The organism is Myceligenerans cantabricum (assembly GCF_054777735.1).
This window is the reverse complement of sequence record NZ_BAAHAJ010000009.1, coordinates 467,001-489,754: the sequence shown is the minus strand read 5'-3', so window position 1 is coordinate 489,754 and position 22,754 is coordinate 467,001. Positions and strand designations below refer to the sequence as shown.

The following is a 22,754-nucleotide window of genomic DNA, read 5'->3' as shown; positions in this document are numbered from 1 at the left end:
ACGAGATGGGGTGAGCGGGCGTGCGGGTCGCGGTCGTAGGAGCAGGGTTCGCAGGGCTGGCGGTTCTCAAGATCCTGCGGGAGCTGGGGCACGACGTCGTCGTCTTCGAGAAGGCCCCGGACGTGGGCGGCGTGTGGAGCAGCACGCGCCGCTACTCGGGGCTGACCACGCAGAACAACAAGGACACCTACACGTTCTCGGACCATCCGATGCCCGCGGAGTTCCCGGAGTGGCCGTCGGGTGCCCAGGTGCAGTCCTATCTCGAGGCCTACGTGCGCAAGTTCGGCCTCAGGTCGGGCCTGCGGCTGTCGACGGAGGTGGTGCGGGCCGAGCTGACCGACGCCGAGGACGGCTGGCTCGTCACCGCGCGCCCGGCAGGAGCGTCGCTGCTGGCACCGGAGCAGTTCGACCATCTCGTGATCGCCAACGGGATCTTCTCGGACCCGGTGCTGCCGCGGTTCGAGGGCTATTCCGACCTGGTGCGCAACGGAGGGCGGCTGCTCGCGCCGTCCCAGCTCAACGACATCGCCGAGGGCGTGGGCAAGCACGTCCTCGTCGTCGGCTACGGGAAGTCGGCCTGCGACATCGCGACGTCGCTCGGGCCGGTCGCGGCGAGCACCCGGGTGATCGCCCGCCAGCTCCTGTGGAAGATGCCGAAGAAGATCGGGCGCGTCCTCAACTTCAAGTGCCTGCTGCTCACCCGGCTCGGCGAAGGGCTGTTCCGCTACCTCCAGCCCGTCGGGATCGAGAAGTTCCTGCACGGACCCGGGCGCGGCGTCACCCGCGCGATGATCGGGTCGATCGCCGGGATCACGACCCGGCAGCTGCGGCTGCGCAAGCTCGGGCTGCTGCCGCACGGCCAGTTCACCGACATCGCGCGGCACACGGTCTCGCTGGTCAGCGACCAGTTCTTCGAGCAGATCGCCAGCGGGCGGATCGTCGTGCACCGGGACACGTCGATCGAGCGGTTCCTCGCCGTGGACGGGCGTCCCTGCGCGAAGCTGTCCGACGGGCGCGTCGTCGCGGCGGACCTGGTCGTGTGCGGGACGGGGTGGCACCAGCGGGTGCCGTTCCTCGACCGGAAGATCCAGCAGCGGCTGCACGACGACGAGGGCAACTTCCACCTGTGGCGGCAGATCCTCCCGCACGACGTGCCGAACCTGACGTTCAACGGCTACAACTCGTCCTACTTCAGCCCGCTGAGCGCCGAGGCCGGGGCCCTCTGGATCGGCGCCCACCTGGCCCGGGCGGTGCCCATGCCGCCCCTGGAGACGCGGCGCCGCCTCGTGCTGGAGCGGCTGCGCTGGACCGAGGCACGCACCCAGGGCCGTCACGCGCGCGGGACGTGCGTCATCCCGTTCTCGATGCACAACGTCGACGAGACCCTCGACGACATCGGCCTCAACGTGTCGCAGAGCGTCAAGGTGAAGCAGTGGCTCCTCCCGATCGACCCGACCGTGTACGGCGGGGCGGTGGAGCGCCTCAAGGTGCGCCTGGCGCAGGAGTGACTGTCCCGAGCCAGCGTTCCAGCTCGGCGGCCAGCGCCACGGGGGCGTCGAGCTGGACCAGGTGGCCGGCGCCGGGCACGAGCGTGAGCGTCGCCCCGGGGATCGCCCCGGCGAGGCGTTCCGCCCGGTCCGGCGGGATCCAGGCGTCCTCGGCGCCCCAGACGACGTGGGTGGGAACGGTGATCTCCGGGTAGTGCGGCTCGACCTCACGGGTGAACCGCTCGTCGGCCTGGGCGATCTGCCGGTAGAACGCGGGCTGTCCCGCCTCGCCCGTCCACGGCTCCACGAGACGGGCCAGGTCGTCGTCGCGCAGAGGACGGTGGGCCGCGGTGCCGACATAGGCCTCCAGGAGGCCGCGGTGCATCACCGGGGGGATCGAGGCGAAGACGTCGGGATGGTCGTTCACGAGCCGGAAGAACGGCGAGCCCCAGGGGCGCAGCGCGACGACGTCGACCAGGCAGAGCGACGCGTAGCGGGCCTCGTGCAGCAGGTGGGCGCGCAGGGCGACGGCTCCGCCGAAGTCGTGCGCGACGACGTGCGGGCGCTCCAGGCCCCACTCCGCGAGCAGGTGGGCGAACAGCTCGCCCTGCACCCCGAGGTCGACATCGTGCTCCGGCCGCTTCGACGAGGCCCCGTACCCCGGCATGTCCCACAGGTACACGGTGAACCGGGAGGCAAGCACCTCGGCGTACGGCCGCCACAGCCAGGACGACCACGGTGTGCCGTGCAGCATGACGAGCGGCGGGCCGTCGCCGAGTCGTTCCCATGCGACGGTGCGGCCGTTCCAGGTGAGGGTGTTCGTCGGTGCGGGTGCGGGTGCGGGCGTCGTCTCCATCGTCGTCAGCCCCGGCGGCGCAGCAGGAGGCCGCGGACGAGTGCGGCCTGGCCGGCGTGCTGGGCGTCGTCGTCGAACACGCTGATCAGGCGGACGCCGAGCGAGACCGGCGGGTCCCAGGAGCTGTCGACGATGCGGTCGAGGTCCGCGTCCGTGAGGGCGGAGACGTACTCGATCGTGCGCTCGTGGACGGCGTCGTGGTAGCCGGTGAGCAGGTCGGGAGACGTGACGCGGACGGCCGCGACGTCGTCGGGGGAGTGTCCGAACCCCGTGTCCCCGGGCGGGAGCGGCAGGCCGAACCGGTCCGCCCAGCCGGCGTCGGTCCAGACCTGGGTGCGGCCGGCGGCATCGGCGACGTGGTCGTCCTGGACCCGCGTGAGGTGCCAGACGAGCCAGCCGACGGAGTTCGCCTCGGCGTCGGCGCGCCACGCGAGCTCCTCCGCGCTCAGCCCGCGGACGGCGGCGTGCACCTCCTGAAGGATCCTGCCGAACGCGTCCACGAGCAGGTCCGCACCATTCATGTTGATCGCCCTCCGGGCCCCGTCGCAGCTCGGGCCGTGCAGGCGGGCGCCGCTCCGAGGAACGAGCCGGGATGCGCCGTCGGGGACGCCCGGGACGCCGGGGAGCGCCGCCGGGATGCGATCCGGGATGCGCCGCCGGGGCGTCGCCGGGGGCGCCGCCGGGGGCGCCGCCGACTGCCTGCACTGCCGCTTGTCACCGGCCACGATGCCACGCGAACCCGCTGCCGGCGAAAAGGGCGCGCCCGCGCACCGTCGGTGCGGTGATCCGGTGGCGAGCCGGGCGTGCGGTCGGTCCTTCTGTGAGAGATCGGTCATTCGATGTGCCGATCTCTCACAGGAAGACCGACCGAGCTGGTGTTCAGGTGCCGGGGCGTGGTTCGGGCGGTGGGTTGGTGGTGGTTCGGCCGGGGGGGGGAGGGAAAGACCGGGGGGGAGGGGAAGAAAGGTCTCCTGGTATGCCGGGCGTCTGTCATGGTATCGGCCATGCCTGAGCCCACAGCCGAGACGCAGGACGCCGCACGCGGTAGCACCGACGCCGCCTCGCTGATCACTGCGCTGCTCCTGGCCGCCGCGGGCCTGTGCCTGCTGCCGTCCGGTCTCTTCACGCAGGCGTACTACGACGACAGCTGGGACGTCGCGGCGGCGGTGCTGCTTGCCGGGCTCGCGGTGCTCGGCGTGGGCGACCTGCTGGGCATCGCCGGGCTACGGCTCCTCGCCGCGCTGAACCTCCTGCGTGTCGCCGGGTTCGGGCTGGCGGCGGTGCTCACGGTCGCGGCGGTCCTGCCCGGTCGTCGCCGGGCCGCGGAGCCGGTGCCCGCCTGACCGCCTGCGGGCCGTCATCGAGCCGCGGTCGCGCGGGGCGCGGGTTCGTCCGTCGCCGGGGGAGCGGGGCGGCGTGGCGTTCCCCGCCGTGGCCGCGAGCCCCACAGGACCCCGGTGATGACGAGCGCCGCACCCACCAGCTGCAGGGCGCCGAGCTCCTCGCCCAGCAGCACCGCGGCCGCGGTGAGCCCCACCACCGGCACGAGCATCGAGAAGGGCGCCACCATCCCCGCCGGGTGCCGGGCCATGAGCCACGTCCAGATCCCCGACCCGACGAGCGTCCCGACCACCACCGTGTAGGCGAGCCCGGCGAGGGCCGGAAGCAGCTCGGGCCCTGGCGCGAAGGACCGCGCGATCGCCGTCGGCCCCTCGACGGCCAGCGACAGCAGCGCCATCGGCACCGGCGGCACCACGGACATCCACAGCGTGACGTGCAGGGGGTTCGGCCGCCGCCCCGCCCCGGCCATCGCCCGGGCGTTGGAGATGTTGCCGATCGCCCAGCCGAACCCGCCGGCGAGCACGAGGAGGAACGGCAGGAACGACGCGGCGTGCGCCTGCTGCCAGCCGACGACGGCGAGCCCCGCCGTGGCCACGCCGAGCCCGGTGAGCTGGCGGCCCGACACGCGCTCGCGGAACACTGTCGCGCCGAGCAGCACCGTGAACGGCGCAGACGACTGCAGCACGAGCGATGCGAGCCCGGTCGGGAAGCCGGCCGCCATGCCCCAGTACAGGAACAGGAACTGGAGCGTGCCGAACCCGAGGCCGTAGCCGATCAGCCACCTCGCCGGCACCTGCGGCCGGGGCACGAGGAGGATCGTCGGGACCGCGATGATCGCGAAGCGCAGCGCCACGAGGAAGAACGGGGGGAACTGCTGCAGGGAGGCGTTGATCGCGATGAAGTTGAGACCCCACATCAGGGCCACGGAGAAGGCGAGCAGGCGGTGCTTGAGCGGCATGACCTGAGTCTGCGCAGGATTGCTCTGTAGGACAAGTGAATGTTGCTACACGTCTCTGTAGGCTGCCTTCATGGACGAGCGGAGCGACGGGGCCAGCGGCGACGGCCGCGACGACGGCAGCCGTGACGGCGGCGACCGTGCGCGCCCGAGCCGTGTCGATCCGCGTCACCTGGAGCTGCTGCGCGAGCTCGCCGACCGTGGCTCGGTGACGGCCGTCGCGACGGCGACGTTCCGCACGCCGTCGGCGGTGTCGCAGCAGCTGCGCACGGTGCAGCGGGAGCTGGGCGGCCTGCCGCTCGTCGAGGCGGCGGGCAGGGGAGTGCGGCTCACCGAGGCGGGCCGGCTCCTCGCCGACGGCGGCCGCGACGTCGCCCGGGCCGTGGCCGGGGTGCAGGCGCGGTGGGACGCGTACCTGGGGGCGCCGTCGGGCACGGTGACCGTGGCGACGCTGCCGAGTGCCGCGACGATCCTGCTGCCGGATGTGCTGGAGCGGCTGGCGGGGACCGACGTCGGGCTGGAGTGCACCGACGTGGACGTGGTGGAGACGGCGTACGCGGAGCTGGTGGGGGACCACGACGTCGTCGTCGGGCACAGCTTCACCTCGCCCGTGCCCGACGGCGCCGCGCACCTCACCACGGTTCACCTGCTGCGCGAGCCGCTGGACATCGCGATGCGCGCGGGGCATCCGCTGGCGAAGCGTCCCGAGGTCACGCCCGCGGACCTGGCGGGCTGCGAGTGGTACGGCGTACCGGCCGGGTATCCGTTCGACAGCCTGCGGCTCGCCGTCGAGACGGCGGCGGGCGTGCCGCAGACCGTCGTGCAGCGGCTGCGCGACAACCGTCTCATCGAGGCGATGGTCGCCACGAGCGACCGGGTGGCGGTGCTGCCGCGGTACACGACGTCGGACCCGCGGATCGTCCTGCGGCCCGTCGCCGGGATCGCGGCCGGTCGGCACATCGTGGCGATGACGCGCCCCGACCGGGCGGAGCGGCTGGCGGTCCGCACGGTGCTGGACGCGTTTCGCCGGGCGGGCGCCGTGGTCGGCTGAGGCGGAAGCGGTGCCGTGGTCCGGGTGCGGTCGCGCAAGACCCGCGCGATCGGCGCGGCCCCGAGCCTGCCGGTGGCGCGCTCCTCTCCGGTCCTGGGAGATCACGCGGGTAGGCACGAGCGCGAGGTAGGGGCGAGTGCTCAGGTAGGCGCCAGTGGGCGCTCCCCACGCCCCTACGTGAGCACTCGCCCCTACCTCGCCGTCGTCCCCTACCCGCGCGATCGCTCAGCCGTGCTCCCAGGCGGCGACCGCAGCCTCGACGGCCCTGCGGTCACGGGCGCGGACGCCGTCCATCAGCTCGAACGGCGGCTCGTCCTTCTTCGGCGCGCGGCGCCAGCTGCCGATCAGGCGCCCGTCCAGGAGCACCGCCGGGCGGAAGACGCCGTTGGCGAACGGGACCACCGCCTTCATCGCCTCCGGTGACGCGACGAGGCCGCGGTCCTGGTACCCGAGCACGATCTCGTCGAACCCGGGTACGAGGGTGACGCCGGACGGACCGGGCGCCGCCAGGTCCTCGTCGCCGGCGACGAGCATCGGCCTGCCGTCCACCTCGACGTGGCGGAGCTCTGCCGAGATCTCCGCGACCGCCGCGCGGACCGGCGTCTTCGGCAGCCCCAGCCACCAGGCCAGGTCGTCCGCCGTGGCCGGGCCACGGGTGGCGAGGTAGGCGCGGGCGATGCGGCGCAGCTCCGCGCCCGGACTGCCGGCGGCCTGCGTGGCGACCGCGGTCGCCGCGGTGCGCGGGGCGACCATGAGCTGTTGCGTCCCCGCGAACGGTCCCCAGTGCAGCACCCCGTCGAGCGCGAGGAGCGCGATGAGGTGGTAGCCGCGCTGCCCCTCGGTGCTCACCCCGTCCTGCCGCCACAGGTCCAGCAGGGTGGCGCGGGACACGGCGCCGTCGGCCAGGGCCTCCCGGGCCACCGCCGCCGCGCGCCGGGCGACGTCGTCGTCGAGCCCTTCGTCCGCGCGATTCTTGCGCATCTGGTGCTTCGTCCGCTCGGCCGTGAGCGACAGGAGCGCCGCGAGATCCCGGGGCGTCGTCGCGAAGAGCGTGCCGCGCTGGGTCCAGCCGCGGACGAGCTGGCCGGAGTCGAAGGCGGCGCGGACGTCGTCGAGCGTCGTGCCGGGGCGGGACCGGACCGCGACGGCCCGCAGCACGGCGGGGAGGTCCTGGCCCTGCAGCGCGACCATGCGACGCACCACGGCGGCGGGCGACAGGTCCCCGCGCGGCACCAGCTCCTGCGCGCGGAGCCGCAGCCGCCGGGCGGCGTCAGGGGTCAGGACCGTGGGAGAGGACATGACTCGAAGGCTATGCGGAGTGTCCGACACAGCGCGCGCACACCGCGCGGCCGGCGTCCGCGCCACCGCGGGGCGCTCGCGCCGGGGGACGGTCCGGAGGTGGGTGCGGCGGAACAAGGGGGTCGGCCGCCGCACCCACGTGTCACTACACGTGCGGGACCACCGGAACGTTGGGGTCCGGGACGTCGTGGCCGCGGTCCGGGTGCGGGAACCGGGGGCCGGCGACCCGAGCGAGAGGTCCCGGGGTCCGGGGTCCGGCCGTGTCGGTCTCTCCGCGTAGCGTTGCCGCGTGACCATGAACAACTCGACGCGAGGCCTGGGACAGGGCAGGACGATGCGCGGCTTCATGCAGGACCCGGCGGTCGCGCGGCACAGGCTCGCGCGCGACACCGTCCGGCGCATCCTCGCGTTCGCCCGCCCCTACCGCACACAGCTCGCCGTCTTCGCGGGGCTCCTCCTGCTCGACGCCGCAGCCGGCACCGCCGTCCCGCTGCTGTTCCGCTACCTCATCGACGACGGCATCGCCGCCGGCGACGACGGCCTCGTCGTCGCCCTCGCCGGTGCCGCCGGCGGGCTCGCGCTCCTGAGCGCCGGGCTCGCCGTCGCGGAACGCTGGGTCTCCTCCCGCATCGGGGAGGGCCTGATCGTCGACCTGCGCACCGCCGTCTTCGACCACGTGCAGCGCATGCCGCTCGCCTTCTTCGCCCGCACCCGCACCGGCGCCCTCGTCCAGCGCCTCAACGGCGACGTGCTCGGTGCGCAGCAGGCGTTCACCTCCACCCTGCAGACCGTCGTGTCCAACGCGCTGACCGTCGTGTTCACGCTCGCCGCCATGTTCGCCATGTCCTGGCGCCTCACCCTGCTCGCCCTCGTCGTCACCCCGCTGTTCGTGCTGCCCGCCCGCTGGTTCGGACGCCGCCTGGCGGACCTCACCCACCGCACCTACGAGCTCAGCGCCGATGCCGGCCAGCTCATGAACGAGCGCTTCAACGTCGCGGGCGCCCACCTCGCCAAGGTGTTCGGCGACCCGGCCCGCGAGTCCGCCGAGTACGTCCGCCCGGTCGAGGAGCTCCGCGCCATCGGCGTCCGGCGTGCGCTCCTGAGCACCTGGTTCCGCGTCGGCCTCACCACCATGGCGTCCCTCGCGATCGCCGTCGTGTACGGGATCGGCGGCCTCCAGGCCATCGCCGGCACGCTCACCGTCGGCGTCGTCGTCGCCATGGCCGCCTACCTCAACCGCCTCTACGGGCCCCTCACCGCCATGGCGAACGTCCAGGTCGACATCATGACCGCCCTCGTCAGCTTCGAACGCGTCCTGGAGGTCCTCGACCTCCGGCCCACCGTCACCGACGCCGACGACGCCACCGACCTGCGCGACGCCGTCGCCCGCCACGGCGCGAGCATCTCCCTCGACGGCGTCACCTTCCGCTACCCGGCGGCCGGGGACGTCGGGCTGGCCTCCCTCGAGGCCGTCGCCGCCCCGGCCCAGGAGCCGACGTCCGACACCCTGCACGACCTCACCTTCACCGTCCCCGCCGGCGCCATGGTGGCCCTCGTCGGCCGCTCCGGCGCGGGCAAGACCACCATCGGACACCTGGTCACACGCATGTACGACCCGACGTCCGGCAGCGTGGCCATCGCCGGCCAGGACCTGCGCGGCGTCACCCTCGCCTCCCTGCGCGGCACCGTCGGCGTCGTCTCCCAGGAGGCCCACCTCTTCCACGACACCGTCGCCGCCAACCTCCGCTACGCCCGCGACGGCGCCACCGACGCCGAGCTCGAGCAGGCGATGCGCCGCGCCCGCATCTGGGAGCTCGTCTCCCGCCTTCCGCAGGGCACCGACACCGTCGTCGGTGACCGCGGGTACCGCCTGTCCGGCGGCGAGCGCCAGCGGCTCGCCATCGCGCGGCTCCTGCTCAAGGCACCCGACGTCGTCATCCTCGACGAGGCCACGGCTCACCTCGACTCCGAGTCCGAGGCCGCCGTGCAGGCCGCGCTCGACGAGGCGCTCGCGGGCCGCACGTCGCTTGTCATCGCGCACCGGCTCTCCACCGTCCGCGGCGCGGACCTCGTGGTCGTGCTCGACGACGGCCGCGTGGCCGAGCGGGGTACGCACGCGGAGCTCCTGGCGTCGGGCGGGCTGTACGCGGAGCTGTACCGGACCCAGTTCGCGGCGGCCGGTGACGCCCGGGCCTGACGCTCCGTGGCCGGGGCGTCAGGTCAGGGGGTGAGCTCGCCGACCGGGACCGGCACTGCGAGCGTGTTGCCGGCCTGGGCCAGCGGGCACGCCCAGGCGGGGTCGTACGCGCACGAGGGGTTGTACGCGAAGTTGAGGTCGAGGACCATGTGGTCGCCGCCACCGCCGAGCCAGGCGCCCTTGATCGTGTCCACGAGGTACCGCCCGCCGCCGTAGGTCCCGCCCGGCCGTCCCGCGAGGGCGTCCTTCACGGGGACGAACAGCCCGCCGCCGTACGAGGCGAGGCGCCACACGTCGAGCGATCCGACACCCGGGAGCTCGGCCGTGCCGAGCAGCTCGAACGGGACGACGCCGTCCGTCCCGGTGGGGACCTCCATGCGCAGCGCCTCCGGCGCGGGGACGATCCGCGCCTCGAACCGCCATGCCGGGTCGTAGGGCGCCACGCGCAACCCGTCGAACCCGGCGCGGTCCGCGGCCAGGAGGGGCGAGGCCGGGTGGGTGGCGAACAGCTCGTCGCGCCGGGCGGCCCACAGCGCGTGGGCGTCGGCGGGGTCGACGTCGGACCGTGTGCGCACGTCGTCGTACAGGGCGAAGACGCGCCGCCGCCAGTCGGCGACGGTCAGGGGAGAGGTGGGTCCGGCGCCGGCGGTCGTGGCCGTAACGTCCTCGCGCATCGCATCTGGTTCCATGTGCTCCATCATCGGGGGTCGCCGTCGCCGTCGCCGTCGCCGTCGCCGTCGCCGTCGCCGTCGCCGTCGCCGGAGGCGGCCGGAGGTCAGAAGCGCCAGCGCGTCGCGCCGCCGGGCTCCACGGTCGCGACCGTGTGGGCCGACGTGGTCGCGACGCGGTACAGGTGCCACGGCGGCGCCCCGGCCGACGGTGCGCTGTACGGGGCGGTGAGCGCGGTACCGGACGCGTCGGGCTCGCACGGCCAGCCGCCGGCCTCGTTCCAGCGTGCCGACATGGCCGCGACCGTGGCCGGGTCCGTGATCTCCTGGGCGCGCCCCTCGATGACGAGGTCGAACTCCGGGACGGAGGTCGACGCCGTCACGCGGGGGTCGCGTGCGAGGTTGCGGCCGCGCCGGGTGCCGCGGCCGGTGACGAACCAGACCGCGTCGTCGTGCCAGAGCGCGCCGAGCGCGTTCGTGTGCGGGCTGCCGTCCGCGTTGAGCGTGGTGAGCCACCAGGTGTACCGGTCGGGCCCGCCGGCACCGGGCGCCGACGCGGCGCGGACCTGCGTCCGGACGACCTGCCAGTCCATCTCGGGCGCGTCGTGCAGGGTGGCGAGGTCGTGCGTGTCCATGAACGGTCGACGAGGGCGGACGGCGGGACTCATCGGTCGCGCACGTCCTAGGATCCGTGGGGTGAGCGTTCCGGGCCGGAAGAACCACCAGATCGCCGTGCTCGTGCTGGAGGGCGCGAAGCCGCTCGACGTCGGCATCCCGGCGCAGGTGTTCTCCAACCGGCCGAGCATGCCGTACGAGGTGCGGGTGTGCGGCGCGGCGCCCGGGCTGGTGACCGGCGGCGACGGACTCTCGTACCACGTGGCCGAAGGGCTGGACGCTCTCGGGCGCGCCGACACCGTCTTCGTGCCCGGCTACCGCACGCCCGCCGACGCCGACCCGCCGGCGGTGGTCGTCGATGCGCTCCGGGCCGCCCACGCGCGCGGCGCGCGGCTCGCGGCCATCTCGACGGGCGCGTTCGCACTGGCGGCGACGGGCCTGCTCGACGGCAGGCGGGCGACCACCCACTGGCACTACACGCGCGCGCTGAGCAGGCGACACCCGCGGGTGCAGGTGGACGGGAACGTCCTGTTCGTGGACGAGGGCGGCGTGCTCACCTCGGCCGGGGCGGCGTCCGGCATCGACCTCTGCCTGCACCTGGTGCGGCGCGACCACGGCGTCGGGCTCTCCAACGTCGTCGCCCGGCGGCTCGTGGCGGCGCCCTACCGCAGCGGGGGCAGGCGCAGTACGTGCCGCGCAGCGTGCCCGAGCCGCTCGGCGACCTGTTCGCCGGGACCCGGGAATGGGTCCTGGAGCACCTCGCCGAGCCGCTGACCCTCGAGTCGCTCGCCAGCAACGCGCGGGTCTCCGCGCGGACCTTCTCGCGGCGCTTCGTGGAGGACACCGGCTACACGCCGATGCAGTGGGTGCTGCGCGCACGCGTCGACCTGGCCCGCGAGCTGCTGGAACGCAGCGACCTGGGGGTCGAGCAGATCGCGCACCGGGTGGGGCTCGGCACCGCCGCGAACCTGCGCCTGCACTTCCAGCGCATCCTCGGCACGTCCCCCACGGAGTACCGCCACACCTTCGCGCGCTGATCCGCGCCCCGGCACTCCGATCCTTGCTCGGCGCCGCCGCCCGGCTCCGCGCCCCGGCGCTGCCGCTGTCATCCGTCGCTGTCGCCCGGTGCCGCCGCCCGGGCCCGCCGCTGCCACCCGGCGGTGGCGGGATCCTTGCGCACGGTGGCGAAGCGTCGGGCGGGATCCTTGCGCACCATGGCGTTCCGGCCACTGTCGGTCCCGCGTCCGGCCGCTGAGCATGGAGGTGACGAAAGGAAACCCATGACCCGTATCGCCATCAACGGCTTCGGCCGCATCGGCCGCAACACCGTCCGTGCCCTGCTGGAGCGGGACAGCGCCCTCGAGCTCGTCGCGATCAACGACCTCACCTCCCCGGAGACCCTCGCGCACCTGCTCAGGTATGACAGCGCGCTCGGCCGTCTCGGACGGCCGGTCGAGATCGACGGCACCGACCTCGTGGTCGACGGCCGCCGTATCCGCGTGCTCGGGGAGCGCGAGCCCGGCAAGCTCCCGTGGGCGGAGCTCGGCGTCGATGTCGTGCTGGAGTCCACCGGCCGGTTCACCTCGGCCGACGCCGCCCGCGCGCACCTCGTCGCCGGCGCGCGCCGGGTGCTGGTCAGCGCCCCCTCCGCCGGCGCCGACGTCACGCTCGCCTACGGCGTGAACACGGACGCGTACGACCCGGCACGGCACGTGATCGTCTCCAGCGCGTCGTGCACCACGAACGCGCTGGCCCCCCTGGCGTCCGTGCTGGACGACCTCGCGGGCATCGAGCACGGCTTCATGACCACCGTGCACGCCTACACCCAGGAGCAGAACCTCCAGGACGGCCCGCACCGCGACCTGCGGCGCGCGCGGGCCGCGGCCGTCAACATCGCGCCCACCACCACGGGCGCGGCGAAGGCGATCGGGCTGGTGCTGCCGGGCCTCGACGGCAGGCTGTCGGGCGACTCCCTCCGCGTGCCCGTCCCGGTCGGCTCCCTCGTGGAGCTCAACACGACGGTGTCCCGTGAGGTCACCCGCGACGACGTGCTCGCCGCCTACCGCGCCGCGGCGGACGGCGCGCTCCGCGGCATCCTCGCCTGCACGGAGGATCCGCTCGTCTCCAGCGACATCACCGGCCATCCGGCATCGGCGATCTTCGACGCCGGCCTGGTGCGCGTCGAGGGTACGCACGTCAAGGTCGTGGCCTGGTACGACAACGAGTGGGGCTTCTCGAACCGGGTGATCGACACGCTGGAGCTGCTCGCCCGCGGCTGACCGGTACTCGGGGGCCGGCCACGACGGTACGGTGACCGCCATGGAACGAGGCGCGCTCGAAGCTGTCATCGCGTCGGAACGTCAGGCGATCGCCCAGGACCTGAGCCGACTGACCGACGAGGACCGGAGCCGTGAGTCGCTGTGTGCCGGATGGTCGGTCGACGACGTCGTGGCGCACCTGGGCGCCGCGATGACCATCGGCACCCTCGGCTGGATGGTCAGCATCGTCCGGTCCGGTCTGCGGCCCGACGTGCACAACCGCCGCCAGCTGGAACGGTTCCGCGGGCCCACGCCCCAGGACACCCTGCGCCGGTTCGCCGCCCTCGGGACCGCGGGCGGCGAACCCGTGCGCATGCCGACCAAGGACCCGGTGCCCTGGCTCGGCGAGGTGATCGTGCACGGCGAGGACGTCCGCCGTCCCCTGGGCATCGAGCACACCTACCCGGAGGCGGGCCTGGTCCGGGTGGCGGAGTTCTTCGCGGGTCGCGACTACGCCGTCAACAGCAGGTCCCAGATCAAGGGGCTGCGCCTGCGGGCCACGGACGCGGCGTTCGCCGCGAACGACGACCCCACGCTGCCCCTGGTGGAGGGCCCGCTCCTGGGGCTGGTCATGGTGATGGCCGGGCGCCCCTCCTTCCTCGAGGGCCTCGACGGCGCCGGCGTACCGGAGCTCCGACGGCGCCTGACGGTGTGATGACTTCGACGATGGACCGCCCCTCGATCGGCGCGATCCTCGTCGCGGACCGGACACGGCCGCTCTCTGGGAGGATCGCGGCATGACCCGCAGAGCGCTCGTCCGCCGTCCCAGCCCTCGTCTCGCCGAAGGCCTCGTGACGCACATCGACCGGAGGCCCGTCGACGTCGCCCTGGCGGGCCGCCAGTGGGAGGCGTACGTCGCGGCCCTGCACGACGCGGGCTGGGAGACCGTCGACGTGCCGCCGGCCGAGGACTGCCCCGACTCGGTGTTCGTCGAGGACACCGTGGTCGTGTACGGCGACTTCGCCGTGATCTCCCGGCCGGGCGCCGACGAGCGCAAGCCGGAGACGTCGGGCACCGAGCAGGCGCTCCACGACCTCGGCTACCGCATCGCGCACATCACGGCCCCGGGCACGCTGGACGGCGGGGACGTGCTCAAGCACGACGGCACGGTCTGGGTCGGCCTCGGTGGCCGGACGAACCAGGCGGGCGTCGACCAGCTCGCCGCCTACCTGGAGCCGCTCGGCGCGACGGTGGTCGGCGTGCCGCTCACGAAGGTGCTCCACCTCAAGTCCGCCGTGACGGCGCTGCCCGACGGGACCGTCGTCGGCTACGAGCCGCTCGTCGACGACCTGTCCGTGTGGCCCGCCTTCCTGGCGGTGCCGGAGGAGGAGGGGGCGCACGTCGTGGTCCTGGACGCGACGACGGTGCTCATGTCGGCGAGCGCGCCGGGCACCAAGGAGCTGCTCGAGGCGCGTGGCCTGCGGGTCGTCGCGGTGGACCTGACCGAGTTCGAGAAGCTCGAGGGCTGCGTCACCTGCCTCTCCGTCCGGCTGCGCGGCTGAGCGGGCACGGCCGCGGTGGTGCCGCGCGCGACGGTGTCACGACGGCACCTGCGACGGCGGTCCGGATGGCGGCTACGGTGACCGCGTGACCTTCACCGCGGTGGCCGACGGCGTGCTGGTGCGCACCGGCCGTCGCCTGAGCACGACGACGACGCTCGCTCTCGGGCCCCGCCCCGACCCACCCCGCCCCGACCCGGCCGGCTCCGCCGCGGCGGGCCGCGCGGGGTCCGCCCGCACTGCGGCCCTGGCCCGTCCCGCGCTCCTGGTGGACCCCTCGTGGGACCCCGACGAGCTCGAGGCGATCGCCGACGACGCCGGCTCCCTGGGCGTCCGGGTCGCGGCAGGCCTCGCGACCCACGCCCACCACGACCACCTGCTGTGGCACCCGCGCTACGGCGCGGACGTGCCGCGCTGGGCGTCGCCGGGCACGGCCGCCGCCGTCGCCGCGCGCGGGCCCGAGCTCTCCCGGGCGCTCGCCGACGACGCCGACCGCCCCTACCCGGACGCCGTCCTCGCCCTGTTCGGCCAGGTCACCGGGCTGCCCGACGGCGGATACCCGCACCGGTCCAGCATCCCCGACCCCGCGGGCGTCCTGCCGCGCCACGAGGTCGTGATCCACGACGCCCACGCGCCCGGCCACAGCGCCCTGTGGCTGCCCGAGGCCGGGGTCCTCGTGGCGGGCGACATGCTCAGCGATGTCGAGATCCCGCTCCCGTTCGACCCGGACGACGTCGGGGCGTACGTCGCCGGCCTCGACCGGCTGGCCCCCTACGTGCGTGCCGCGTCCGTGCTCGTCCCGGGCCACGGCACGCCGTCGTGCGCGCCGGCCGAACGGCTCGACGCGGACCGGCGCTACCTCGACGCCGTGCTGGCGGGGCGCGACCCCGACGACCCGCGCCTGCGCAACCCCGGCATGGCTGCGGAGCACGCCCGCGTGCGGGAGATCGTCTCGGGCGGGTCCTGACCTCTGGGCGGCATCGGTGCGCCCGGTCGCGCCCGCTGCCCCGGCGGCCCTGCTCTGGGCAGCCCTGCTCTGGGCAGATCCGCCTTCCCGGGCCTCGTGCCGCAGGGCACGGTGAGGTCATGACCGATTCACCGAAGCCGCCGCTGTTCGGCGCACAGTCACGACGCGAGCTGTACGAGCGGCGGGTCCTGGTCCTCGACGGCCCGCTGGACGACGACAACGGCGCGCTGCTGATGACGCAGCTGGTCGCGCTGGCCGCCGAGGACCCGTCGACCGACATCGACCTGTGGATCCACTCCCCGGGTGGTTCGGTGCCGTCGATGCTGGCCATCCGCGACATCATGCGCATCATCCCCAACGACGTCTCGACGCTCGTGCTGGGCATCGCCTACAGCGCGGGACAGTTCCTCCTGTCGGCGGGCACCCGGGGCAAGCGCCGCGCCCTGCCCAGCTCGCGCGTCCTGATGCACCAGGGCTCCGCGGGGATCGGGGGCACCGCCGTCGACGTCGAGCTGCAGGCGGACGACCTGCGGCACACCCGCGACACCATCCTGCGGCTGGTCGCCGAGGACACCGGGCAGCCGGTGGAGCGGATCTTCGAGGACTCGCTGCACGACCACTGGTACACGGCCGAGGAGGCGCTCGACTTCGGGTTCGTCGACACGATCGTGCGGAGCTTCGACGGCATGAGGCCGCACGACCGCCAGCAGACCGGGTTCGCCGCCTCCGTCGAGGGGGACGCACGATGAGCAGCTACACCATCCCCAACGTCATCGCGGCGCACCCGCGGGGCGAGCGGATCATGGACGTCTACTCCCAGCTGCTCAGCGAGCGGATCATCTACCTGGGCACCGCCATCGACGCCGGCGTGGCCAACGCCCTGATCGCCCAGCTCATCCACCTGGAGTCGAGCAGCCCGGACAGCGACATCCAGCTCTACGTCAACTGCGAGGGCGGAGACCCGAGCGCCGGGATGGCCGTCTACGACACGATGCGCTACATCCGCCCCCAGGTGGCCACGACGTGCGTCGGGCAGGCCGTCGCCGTCGGTGCCGTGCTCCTGGCCGCCGGGGCCGAGGGGAAGCGGGCGGCGCTCCCGCACGCGCGGGTCGTCCTGCACCAGCCCGCGACGCAGGGCCGCGGCGCGATCCCGGACCTGATCCTGCAGGCCGACGAGGTCGTCAGGATCCGCGCGGACATGGAGACCGCGCTCTCGGAGCACACGGGCCAGACCGTCGGGACCCTCCGCGCCGACACCGACCGCGACCGCATCTTCACCGCCGCCGCAGCACGCGACTACGGACTCCTGGACCACGTGATCGACCGGCGGTGAGGCGCCGGGCAGCAGCCGGCCCGCCCGGGGATCACGCCGCCAGCGCGAACACCGCCCGGCAGGTCGGCTGCCGCACCGTCCCGCGCGCCGGGAACGTCTCGCCGACCGCGACCAGGCGGTTGGCGACGGCGACCACCAGGTCGACCAGCGTGATGTCCAGCGCGCCGGTGATCGCCGCGATCATCTCGCTGGACGGCTCCTTGACGCCGCGCTCGATCTCCGAGAGGTACTGCGGTGAGATCCCGGCGCGGCGGGCTGTCTGGTCGAGGGTCTCGCCTCGCAGATGACGCAGGTGCCGGAGCCGTTCGCCGAGCAGGTGCCGCCAGAGCGGCTCCCGTCTCGTCGTCGACGCGGCGCCGGACCCCGAAGAGGTCGTGTCACGCGGTGGGCGCGGAGGCGGAGCGGTGTCGGTCATACCTGAGCGTAGAACGGGCCCCGCGGCAGACCGCCGCGCTTCTGCTGAGAGCAGCGCGCGGGACCTGGGGGATCAGATGTCGTAGAGCCCGTCCCGGGGCACCCGCGTGATGGCTGCGAGGGAGCCGAGGAGGGCGAGGGCCGCGCTGCTGGGCGAGCCGGGCTCGGCGTGGTGGACGACGAGCGCCTGCCCAGGGGTGGAGCGGACGTCGAACGTCTGCATGGTCAGGGTGAGCGGGCCGACCGCCGGATGGTCGAAGCGTTTGCTCTCCAGCGCCTTGCCGCGGGCGTCGTGAGCCGCCCACAGGCGCGCGAACTGCGGGCTCCGGTCGAGCAGCTCGGTGAGCACCTGCCGGATCCGCGGGTCGTCTGGCGCCTCGCCGTGGCCGAGCCGGAACCCCGCCACGGAGTTGCGGGCGACGTCGTGCCAGTCCACGTAGAACCTGCGCGCGGCGGGGTCCGTGAACACGACGTGCAGGAGGTTGCGGGAGCCGGCCCAGTCGTGGAACAGGGCGTCGGCGATCGTGTTGGACGCCAGCACGTCGTAGGCACGGTTGTGCACGACGGCAGGGTTGTCCGGCCACGCGTCCATGAGCTGCAGCAGGCTCGGGTCGACCCGGTCGCGCACCCCGGCCACACGGGCACGCGGGCTGAGCCCGGCCAGCCGGGACAGGTGCCCGCGCCCGTCGTCGTCCAGGCGCAGCGCGGCGGACAGCGCGTCGACCACCTGCGCCGACGGCCCGCGCTCGCGGCCCTGCTCGAGCCGCACGTAGTAGTCGACGCTCACCCCCGCCAGCAGCGCGACCTCCTCGCGCCGCAGGCCCGGCACCCGACGCCGGCCCACCGCCGGGAGGTTCACGTCCCCGGGGCCGACCCGCGCGCGCCGGGTGCGGAGGTACTCGCCGAGCTCGGAGGAGGCCATGCCGGCATCGTAGGCCGCACCCGGGCGGCCGTCCTGGGTGCGCCGCTCCCCCGAGAGCGGCGGCCTGTCACGGCGCCTCGCCCACGGCCATCGTGGTGGGCATGAACCGAACCACACCCAAGACAGTGCTCGTGACCGGCGCGAGCAGCGGGATCGGCGAGGCCGTGGCCGCGCGGGCGGCGGCCGCGGGGCATCACGTCGTCGCCGGCGCCCGGCGCACCGACCGGCTGCGGGCGCTCGCGGAACGCGCCCACGGCCACCTGCACCCCGTACCGCTCGACGTCACCGACCGCGAGGACATGGCCGCCTTCGTCGCGACGGCGCGCGACCTCACCGGCCGCGTCGACGTGCTGGTGAACAACGCCGGGGTGATGCCGCTCTCGCGGCTGGACTCCCTGCTCGTCGAGGAGTGGGACCGGATGATCGACGTGAACGTCCGCGGCCTGCTGCACGGGATCGCCGCCGCCCTGCCCGTGTTCGCCGCGCAGGGGTCCGGCCACTTCGTCACGATCGCGAGCGTCGGCGCCCACGAGGTCGTGCCGACCGGCGCGGTCTACTCCGGCACCAAGTTCGCGGCCTGGGCGATCACCGAGGGTCTGCGCCAGGAGTGCGACCCCTCGATCCGGGTCACCACCGTCTCCCCGGGCGTGGTCGTCTCCGAGCTCGCCGACTCCATCACCGAACCCGGCGCGGCCGAGGCGATGCGCACCTACCGCGCGCACGCCATCGCCCCGGACGCGATCGCCCGGGCTGTCTCCTACGCCGTCGAACAGCCGTCCGACGTCGACGTCAACGAGATCGTCGTCCGCCCGACCCGGCAGCGCTGAACCGGCGCCGGCGCGGCCCCGGTTACGCTGCAGGACCGGGGAGGAGGTCGTCGTGCACGTCGACGAGGATCGCGGGGCGACGGCCTCGCGCCGGCGGCGGTGGGTCGCCCTGATCACTATCAGCATCGCGTTGATGCTGGTCGTGGTCGATGCGTCGGTGCTGTTCACGGCGCTGCCGGTGCTGTCCGAGGAGCTGGGCGCCACCTCCGCGCAGCAGCTGTGGATCCTCAACGCCTACCCGGTCGTGATGGCCGGGCTGCTGCTGGGGGCCGGGACCCTCGGGGACCGCGCCGGACACCGCCGGATGTTCCTGGGCGGGCTGGTCGTCTTCACGGCCGCGTCGCTGCTGGCCGGGCTGGCGCCCTCGGTGACCGCGCTGATCGCCGCCCGCGCGTTGCTGGCCGTGGGCGCGGCCGCGATGATGCCGGCCACCCTGGCCATCATCCGCCTCACCTTCCACGACGACCGGGAACGCGCCACCGCGATCGCCGTGTGGGCGGCGGTCAGCGTCGTGGGCGGCGTGGCCGGGCCCGTGCTCGGCGGGTTCCTCCTGGAGCACTTCCCGTGGGGAGCCGTCTTCCTGATCAACGTGCCCGTGGGGGTGGTCGTGTTCGTGGTGACCCCGTTGGTGGTGCGGCGCGACCGGCCCGACCCCGCACGCCGCTGGGACCTCCCGTCCAGCCTGCTGTCCACCGCCACCCTCGTGGGGGCGGTGCTGGCGATCAAGGAGCTCGCGCACGTGCCCCCCTCCCTGCCCCTGGCCGCGACGGGGGTGGGGGTGGCAGTCCTGGCCGGCTGGGCGTTCGTGGCCCGGCAGCAGCGGCTCACCGACCCGCTGCTGGAGTTCGACGTGTTCCGGGTCCCGCGGTTCCTGGCTGGCGTGGTGGCGGCGGTGACCGCCATGTTCGCGATCGGCGGGATCGCCCTGGTGGTCGCCCAGCGCTTCCAGCTGGTCGCCGGGTACGGGCCGCAGGAGGCCGGCCTGTTGATCGCCACGATCGCGCTCGGCGCGCTGCCCTCCAGCCTCCTGGGCGGGGTCCTGGCGCACCGCACCGGGGAACGCCTCCCCATGGCGGGCGGGCTCCTCCTGGGCTCGGTCGGCACGGTGGTCGCCCTGCTGGGCACCGGCAGCATGCCCGTGTTCGTCACCGGGCTGGTCGTGGCCGGGTTCGGCGTCGGCGCCCCGGTGGCCGTGGCGTCCACCGCCATCGTGACCAGCGTCCCGCCGCACCGGGCCGGCATGGCGTCCTCCGTGGAGGAGGTCGCCTACGAGATGGGGAACGTCCTGGCCACGGCGATCCTCGGCTCCGGCCTCGTGCTCGTCTACGGACTGATCGTCACCCTGCCCGCCGGCGTCCCGCCGGAGGCGTACGAGAGCATGACCGGCGCGATCGCCGTCGCCGGGTCCGACGACGCGGTCCTGGCCGCGGCACGCTCCGCCTACGACACCGGGTTCCACGTCGTCCTGGGCGTGGCCGCGCTGGCGTGCCTCCTGGGCGCGGCCACGGTGTCCCGGCTCCTGCGCCCGGCGCCGGCTGCGGGCCCGGTGACGGCGACAGGCCCGGCGCCGACGGCACGACCGTCGTAGGCCGACCGTCACCGGGAGCCCGGCCGCCGGGCGGCGGGGGACCGGTGTCGGCTCCGCCCCCCGGAGCCGGTCAGTGCCGTTCCCGGTCGTCCCGGGCGAGCGCCTCGACACCCGCGACGAGCATGGTGAGCAGGACGTCGAAGCTGCGGTCGACGTCCTCCCGCATGCGGAAGCCGCCGCCGAGCTCCAGCATGATGAAGCCGTGCACGCCGGAGCGGACGGCGCGGACGGCGTCGACCTGCCGGTCGCCGGGGAGCCCGAAGCCCTGCAGCACGGCGGTCACGACCCGCACGCTCTCGGTGCCGGCCGCCTGGAGCGCGGCGTCGGCAGGGTCGTCCGGGTCGGCGCCGACCTGGGTGGCGCCGTAGCGTCCGGGGCGGTCGGCGGCGTAGCGGCGCCAGGCGCCGGCGAGCGCGCGGAGCGCGTCGGGTCCGGCGAGCCCGACCGTCGCGGACGCTCCCGCGGACGTGAGCTCCCGCACGGCGAGCACGGCGATCTCGCGCCGCAGGGCGGCCAGCGAGCCCACGTGCTTGTAGAGGCTGGGGGGCGCCACGCCGGCCTCGGCGGCGACCTTCGCGAGCGTGAGGTCGGCGAACCCGCGCGGGCCGGCCGTGTCGACGACGTCGCACGCCAGCCGGACGACGGCGGCGTGGGAGAGGCCGGCCCTAGGCACGGTGCCCGCCGTCGGCCGCCGGCCGGGTCACGGCGCCGGGAAGCCCGGCGAGGAACCGGAGCACGGCGGGCACGACGACGTCCGGCGCCTGGTGCTGCGGGTAGTGGCCGGTCTCGGGGACGAGGAGGCTGGTCGCGCCGAGCGCGTCGGCCGCCCGGTCGAGCTCGGCCGCGGGGTCCGGGTAGTCGGGGTCGTGCTCGCCGACGACGGTGAGCACCGGGGCGCTGATCTCGTGCAGCCGCTCCTCGACGACCGAGTGGTCCAGCGCGACGGCCAGGTGCCGGAACGAGCGCAGGTGCCCCGGCTCCCGCATGGTCGAGCGCACGGCGGCCACGTGCTCGGCGTGCCGCGGCGAGCGGCGTCCCTTCGACAGCGAGGAGTAGTAGGACGCCCACACGGCCGCGCCCCACGGCCCGACGAACAGCACGCGGTACAGCACGCGCAGGAGCCGCTGCGCGGCGGGTGACACCGGGTCGCGCAGGAACGGGCTGATCAGGACCAGGCCGCGGACCAGGTCGGGGCGCTCGGCGGCGGCCCACGCGGCGGACGACGCGCCCATGGAGCTGCCGACCAGCACGGCCGGCCCGGCGCCGAGGTGCTCGACGAGCGCGAGCAGGTCCGCGCCGGTCACGTCGTCGCCGTGGGCGCGGAACGTGGTGTCGGAGTCGCCGTGGCCGCGCAGGTCGGTGACGACGACGCGGTAGCCGGCCTCGACCAGCGCGGGGGCGACGTCGTCGTAGGTGGAGCGGAGGTCGCCCATGCCCGGGACGGCCACGACGAGCGGGCCCGAACCGGCGTCGGTGTAGGCGATGGCGCCCTCGGGGCGCCGCAGGGTGTCGATGGTCTGCGGAGTGTTCATAGCCCTAAAGCTACGCCTATTAGCCAGAGAGGGCAAGGGGCTCCGTCGCCCGGCCGTCCGGGCGTCTTCCGCCACGGGGTCGTCCGGGCGGGAGACAGGTCACCGGAGGTGGGCGTCGTTGCTCGTGAGGTGGGGGGAGACGGCGGGGCGGAGGGCGTGGTCCGGGCCGTAGTCGCCGCCCGCAAGGGTCCGGTAGGGGATCGGGCTCTCGGTCTCGGCGTGGTGGACCCGGTCCACCAGTCGCTCCACCTCGCGCCGGAACTGGCCCTCCGGCCAGTGGTGCACGCTGCTGAGCAGGTGGGCCGCCAACGGTGCCGTCCCCGTGTAGTGGAAGGTGCCGTGCAGCAGCGGCCAGAGGACGTCGTCGACGTGCCCGCTGACGCCGCGCGGTCCGAGCGCCCCGGCGCGGTCGCCGGCGGAGACCACCGCGAGCCCGCGGCGCCCGGCCAGGCCGCCGTCGCCGTACTTGCGCACGTGCCCCGTGCCCGGGTCCACCAGCCCGAAGGCGAACCCGTTGACCATCGTCCGGTCGATCCAGCCCTTGAGTATCGCCGGGACGCCGTACCACCACAGCGGGAACTGCAGCACGATCAGGTCGGCGTCGCGCAGCTTGGCCTGCTCGGCGCGGAGGTCGGCGGACAGCCGGCCCTCGTCGTACGCGGTGCGCTGCCAGTCCGAGACCGGGGTGCCGGGCGCGGGCGGCTCACCGACGACGTCGGCCGTGGTCAGCACCGGGTCGAACGCCATCCGGTACAGGTCTGACTCCACGAGGGTGTGTCCCAGCTCGCGCAGCCGCGGGACGACGGCGTCGCGCAGACGGGCGTTGAGCGATGCGGGCTCGGGATGGGCGAGGACCCAGAGGATGCGCACGGCGGTTCTCCTTCA

23 protein-coding genes and 1 pseudogene are annotated in these 22,754 nt (G+C 74.4%); 13 read left to right on the top strand and 11 right to left on the bottom strand.

All coding sequences use genetic code 11. The features are described 5' to 3' along the window. The first annotated feature begins 20 nt into the window (after nucleotides 1-20). Entirely contained in the window at nucleotides 21-1,508 is a 1,488-nt protein-coding gene (locus tag ACYU96_RS11375; protein ID WP_460753158.1) for a flavin-containing monooxygenase, read from the top strand. Here ACYU96_RS11375 and ACYU96_RS11370 read toward each other — a convergent pair. Together ACYU96_RS11370 and ACYU96_RS11365 are read right to left on the bottom strand one after the other, a co-directional pair. Then, complete coding sequence (locus tag ACYU96_RS11370) at nucleotides 1,483-2,343, bottom strand: alpha/beta fold hydrolase (protein WP_460753156.1); 861 nt, start codon at nucleotides 2,341-2,343, stop codon at nucleotides 1,483-1,485. The genes ACYU96_RS11375 and ACYU96_RS11370 overlap by 26 nt on opposite strands. Nucleotides 2,344-2,348: 5 nt before the next feature. After that, on the bottom strand, nucleotides 2,349-3,068 hold the full coding sequence (locus tag ACYU96_RS11365) for a mycothiol transferase (RefSeq protein WP_460753153.1): 720 nt from the start codon (nucleotides 3,066-3,068) through the stop codon (nucleotides 2,349-2,351). 279 nt (nucleotides 3,069-3,347) lie between these two features. Between ACYU96_RS11365 and ACYU96_RS11360 the strand changes: the two genes are divergently transcribed. Further along, nucleotides 3,348-3,686: a hypothetical protein gene (locus tag ACYU96_RS11360; RefSeq protein WP_460753150.1), complete on the top strand. Its 339-nt coding sequence runs from the start codon at nucleotides 3,348-3,350 to the stop codon at nucleotides 3,684-3,686. Between the two features lie 14 nt (nucleotides 3,687-3,700). On the opposite strand, the gene ACYU96_RS11355 is transcribed toward ACYU96_RS11360, so the two are convergent. After that, on the bottom strand, nucleotides 3,701-4,642 hold the full coding sequence (locus tag ACYU96_RS11355) for an EamA family transporter (protein WP_460753147.1): 942 nt from the start codon (nucleotides 4,640-4,642) through the stop codon (nucleotides 3,701-3,703). A gap of 70 nt (nucleotides 4,643-4,712) precedes the next feature. Between ACYU96_RS11355 and ACYU96_RS11350 the strand changes: the two genes are divergently transcribed. Then, a complete protein-coding gene (locus ACYU96_RS11350; RefSeq protein WP_460753144.1) occupies nucleotides 4,713-5,690 on the top strand; it encodes a LysR family transcriptional regulator in 978 nt (325 codons plus the stop codon). A gap of 225 nt (nucleotides 5,691-5,915) precedes the next feature. Here the strand turns inward: ACYU96_RS11350 and ACYU96_RS11345 are convergent, their stop codons facing one another. After that, nucleotides 5,916-6,989, bottom strand: a complete 1,074-nt coding sequence (locus ACYU96_RS11345; RefSeq protein WP_460753142.1) for a winged helix DNA-binding domain-containing protein — start codon at nucleotides 6,987-6,989, stop codon at nucleotides 5,916-5,918. A 295-nt stretch (nucleotides 6,990-7,284) separates the two neighbouring features. Here ACYU96_RS11345 and ACYU96_RS11340 point away from each other — a divergent pair, with 295 nt between their 5' ends. After that, a complete protein-coding gene (locus ACYU96_RS11340; RefSeq protein ID WP_460754580.1) occupies nucleotides 7,285-9,186 on the top strand; it encodes an ABC transporter ATP-binding protein in 1,902 nt (633 codons plus the stop codon). A gap of 23 nt (nucleotides 9,187-9,209) precedes the next feature. Here the strand turns inward: ACYU96_RS11340 and ACYU96_RS11335 are convergent, their stop codons facing one another. After that, on the bottom strand, nucleotides 9,210-9,875 hold the full coding sequence (locus tag ACYU96_RS11335; RefSeq protein ID WP_460753139.1) for a DUF1684 domain-containing protein: 666 nt from the start codon (nucleotides 9,873-9,875) through the stop codon (nucleotides 9,210-9,212). An 86-nt stretch (nucleotides 9,876-9,961) separates the two neighbouring features. After that, a complete protein-coding gene (locus ACYU96_RS11330) occupies nucleotides 9,962-10,489 on the bottom strand; it encodes a pyridoxamine 5'-phosphate oxidase family protein (RefSeq protein WP_460753136.1) in 528 nt (175 codons plus the stop codon). A 97-nt stretch (nucleotides 10,490-10,586) separates the two neighbouring features. Here ACYU96_RS11330 and ACYU96_RS11325 point away from each other — a divergent pair. The 7 genes and pseudogenes from ACYU96_RS11325 (at nucleotide 10,587) to ACYU96_RS11295 (ending at nucleotide 16,586) form a co-directional block, all read left to right on the top strand. Further along, a pseudogene (locus ACYU96_RS11325) lies at nucleotides 10,587-11,506 on the top strand (GlxA family transcriptional regulator). A gap of 243 nt (nucleotides 11,507-11,749) precedes the next feature. After that, a complete protein-coding gene (gene gap / locus ACYU96_RS11320) occupies nucleotides 11,750-12,748 on the top strand; it encodes a type I glyceraldehyde-3-phosphate dehydrogenase (RefSeq protein ID WP_460753133.1) in 999 nt (332 codons plus the stop codon). 40 nt (nucleotides 12,749-12,788) lie between these two features. After that, the gene (locus tag ACYU96_RS11315; RefSeq protein ID WP_460753130.1) at nucleotides 12,789-13,442 is read left to right on the top strand and encodes a maleylpyruvate isomerase family mycothiol-dependent enzyme; all 654 of its coding nucleotides are present in this window, start codon (nucleotides 12,789-12,791) and stop codon (nucleotides 13,440-13,442) included. A gap of 82 nt (nucleotides 13,443-13,524) precedes the next feature. Further along, on the top strand, nucleotides 13,525-14,289 hold the full coding sequence (gene ddaH / locus ACYU96_RS11310) for a dimethylargininase (protein WP_460753127.1): 765 nt from the start codon (nucleotides 13,525-13,527) through the stop codon (nucleotides 14,287-14,289). An 85-nt stretch (nucleotides 14,290-14,374) separates the two neighbouring features. Beyond that, nucleotides 14,375-15,253 carry an MBL fold metallo-hydrolase gene (locus ACYU96_RS11305; protein WP_460753125.1) on the top strand — a complete coding sequence of 293 codons (879 nt, stop codon included), beginning with the start codon at nucleotides 14,375-14,377 and terminating at the stop codon, nucleotides 15,251-15,253. A gap of 119 nt (nucleotides 15,254-15,372) precedes the next feature. Then, nucleotides 15,373-16,002: a ClpP family protease gene (locus ACYU96_RS11300; RefSeq protein WP_460753122.1), complete on the top strand. Its 630-nt coding sequence runs from the start codon at nucleotides 15,373-15,375 to the stop codon at nucleotides 16,000-16,002. Next, nucleotides 15,999-16,586 (top strand): ClpP family protease, encoded by a 588-nt coding sequence (locus ACYU96_RS11295; protein WP_460753119.1) that lies wholly within the window; start codon nucleotides 15,999-16,001, stop codon nucleotides 16,584-16,586. Before ACYU96_RS11300 ends, ACYU96_RS11295 begins: the two co-directional genes overlap by 4 nt. Nucleotides 16,587-16,617: 31 nt before the next feature. Here the strand turns inward: ACYU96_RS11295 and ACYU96_RS11290 are convergent, their stop codons facing one another. After that, nucleotides 16,618-17,001 carry a helix-turn-helix domain-containing protein gene (locus ACYU96_RS11290; RefSeq protein WP_460753117.1) on the bottom strand — a complete coding sequence of 128 codons (384 nt, stop codon included), beginning with the start codon at nucleotides 16,999-17,001 and terminating at the stop codon, nucleotides 16,618-16,620. Between the two features lie 72 nt (nucleotides 17,002-17,073). Next, complete coding sequence (locus tag ACYU96_RS11285; protein ID WP_460753115.1) at nucleotides 17,074-17,922, bottom strand: helix-turn-helix domain-containing protein; 849 nt, start codon at nucleotides 17,920-17,922, stop codon at nucleotides 17,074-17,076. A gap of 101 nt (nucleotides 17,923-18,023) precedes the next feature. On the opposite strand from ACYU96_RS11285, the gene ACYU96_RS11280 reads away from it, so the two are divergent. Continuing rightward, nucleotides 18,024-18,749 carry an SDR family oxidoreductase gene (locus ACYU96_RS11280; protein WP_460753112.1) on the top strand — a complete coding sequence of 242 codons (726 nt, stop codon included), beginning with the start codon at nucleotides 18,024-18,026 and terminating at the stop codon, nucleotides 18,747-18,749. A 52-nt stretch (nucleotides 18,750-18,801) separates the two neighbouring features. Further along, the gene (locus ACYU96_RS11275) at nucleotides 18,802-20,337 is read left to right on the top strand and encodes an MFS transporter (RefSeq protein ID WP_460753109.1); all 1,536 of its coding nucleotides are present in this window, start codon (nucleotides 18,802-18,804) and stop codon (nucleotides 20,335-20,337) included. A 70-nt stretch (nucleotides 20,338-20,407) separates the two neighbouring features. On the opposite strand, the gene ACYU96_RS11270 is transcribed toward ACYU96_RS11275, so the two are convergent. The 3 genes from ACYU96_RS11270 to ACYU96_RS11260 form a co-directional block, all read right to left on the bottom strand. Beyond that, nucleotides 20,408-21,010, bottom strand: coding sequence for a TetR/AcrR family transcriptional regulator (locus ACYU96_RS11270; protein WP_460753106.1), 603 nt, complete (start codon nucleotides 21,008-21,010; stop codon nucleotides 20,408-20,410). Beyond that, nucleotides 21,003-21,869, bottom strand: coding sequence for an alpha/beta fold hydrolase (locus tag ACYU96_RS11265; protein WP_460753103.1), 867 nt, complete (start codon nucleotides 21,867-21,869; stop codon nucleotides 21,003-21,005). The genes ACYU96_RS11270 and ACYU96_RS11265 overlap by 8 nt, the downstream gene beginning before the upstream one ends. 99 nt (nucleotides 21,870-21,968) lie before the next feature. Beyond that, nucleotides 21,969-22,739 (bottom strand): NAD(P)H-dependent oxidoreductase, encoded by a 771-nt coding sequence (locus ACYU96_RS11260; protein WP_460753101.1) that lies wholly within the window; start codon nucleotides 22,737-22,739, stop codon nucleotides 21,969-21,971. Between the last annotated feature and the right edge of the window lie 15 nt (nucleotides 22,740-22,754).

Coding starts and splice junctions, on each gene's coding strand:
- ACYU96_RS11280 (WP_460753112.1), top strand. CDS start 18,024: ATGAACCGAACCACACCCAAGACAGTGCTCGTGACCGGCGCGAGCAGC.
- ACYU96_RS11360 (WP_460753150.1), top strand. CDS start 3,348: ATGCCTGAGCCCACAGCCGAGACGCAGGACGCCGCACGCGGTAGCACC.
- ACYU96_RS11355 (WP_460753147.1), bottom strand. CDS start 4,642: ATGCCGCTCAAGCACCGCCTGCTCGCCTTCTCCGTGGCCCTGATGTGG.
- ACYU96_RS11370 (WP_460753156.1), bottom strand. CDS start 2,343: ATGGAGACGACGCCCGCACCCGCACCCGCACCGACGAACACCCTCACC.
- ACYU96_RS11345 (WP_460753142.1), bottom strand. CDS start 6,989: ATGTCCTCTCCCACGGTCCTGACCCCTGACGCCGCCCGGCGGCTGCGG.
- ACYU96_RS11265 (WP_460753103.1), bottom strand. CDS start 21,869: ATGAACACTCCGCAGACCATCGACACCCTGCGGCGCCCCGAGGGCGCC.
- ACYU96_RS11295 (WP_460753119.1), top strand. CDS start 15,999: ATGAGCAGCTACACCATCCCCAACGTCATCGCGGCGCACCCGCGGGGC.
- ACYU96_RS11335 (WP_460753139.1), bottom strand. CDS start 9,875: ATGGAACCAGATGCGATGCGCGAGGACGTTACGGCCACGACCGCCGGC.
- ACYU96_RS11300 (WP_460753122.1), top strand. CDS start 15,373: ATGACCGATTCACCGAAGCCGCCGCTGTTCGGCGCACAGTCACGACGC.
- ACYU96_RS11330 (WP_460753136.1), bottom strand. CDS start 10,489: ATGGACACGCACGACCTCGCCACCCTGCACGACGCGCCCGAGATGGAC.
- gap (WP_460753133.1), top strand. CDS start 11,750: ATGACCCGTATCGCCATCAACGGCTTCGGCCGCATCGGCCGCAACACC.
- ACYU96_RS11350 (WP_460753144.1), top strand. CDS start 4,713: ATGGACGAGCGGAGCGACGGGGCCAGCGGCGACGGCCGCGACGACGGC.
- ACYU96_RS11340 (WP_460754580.1), top strand. CDS start 7,285: ATGAACAACTCGACGCGAGGCCTGGGACAGGGCAGGACGATGCGCGGC.
- ACYU96_RS11285 (WP_460753115.1), bottom strand. CDS start 17,922: ATGGCCTCCTCCGAGCTCGGCGAGTACCTCCGCACCCGGCGCGCGCGG.
- ddaH (WP_460753127.1), top strand. CDS start 13,525: ATGACCCGCAGAGCGCTCGTCCGCCGTCCCAGCCCTCGTCTCGCCGAA.
- ACYU96_RS11315 (WP_460753130.1), top strand. CDS start 12,789: ATGGAACGAGGCGCGCTCGAAGCTGTCATCGCGTCGGAACGTCAGGCG.
- ACYU96_RS11290 (WP_460753117.1), bottom strand. CDS start 17,001: ATGACCGACACCGCTCCGCCTCCGCGCCCACCGCGTGACACGACCTCT.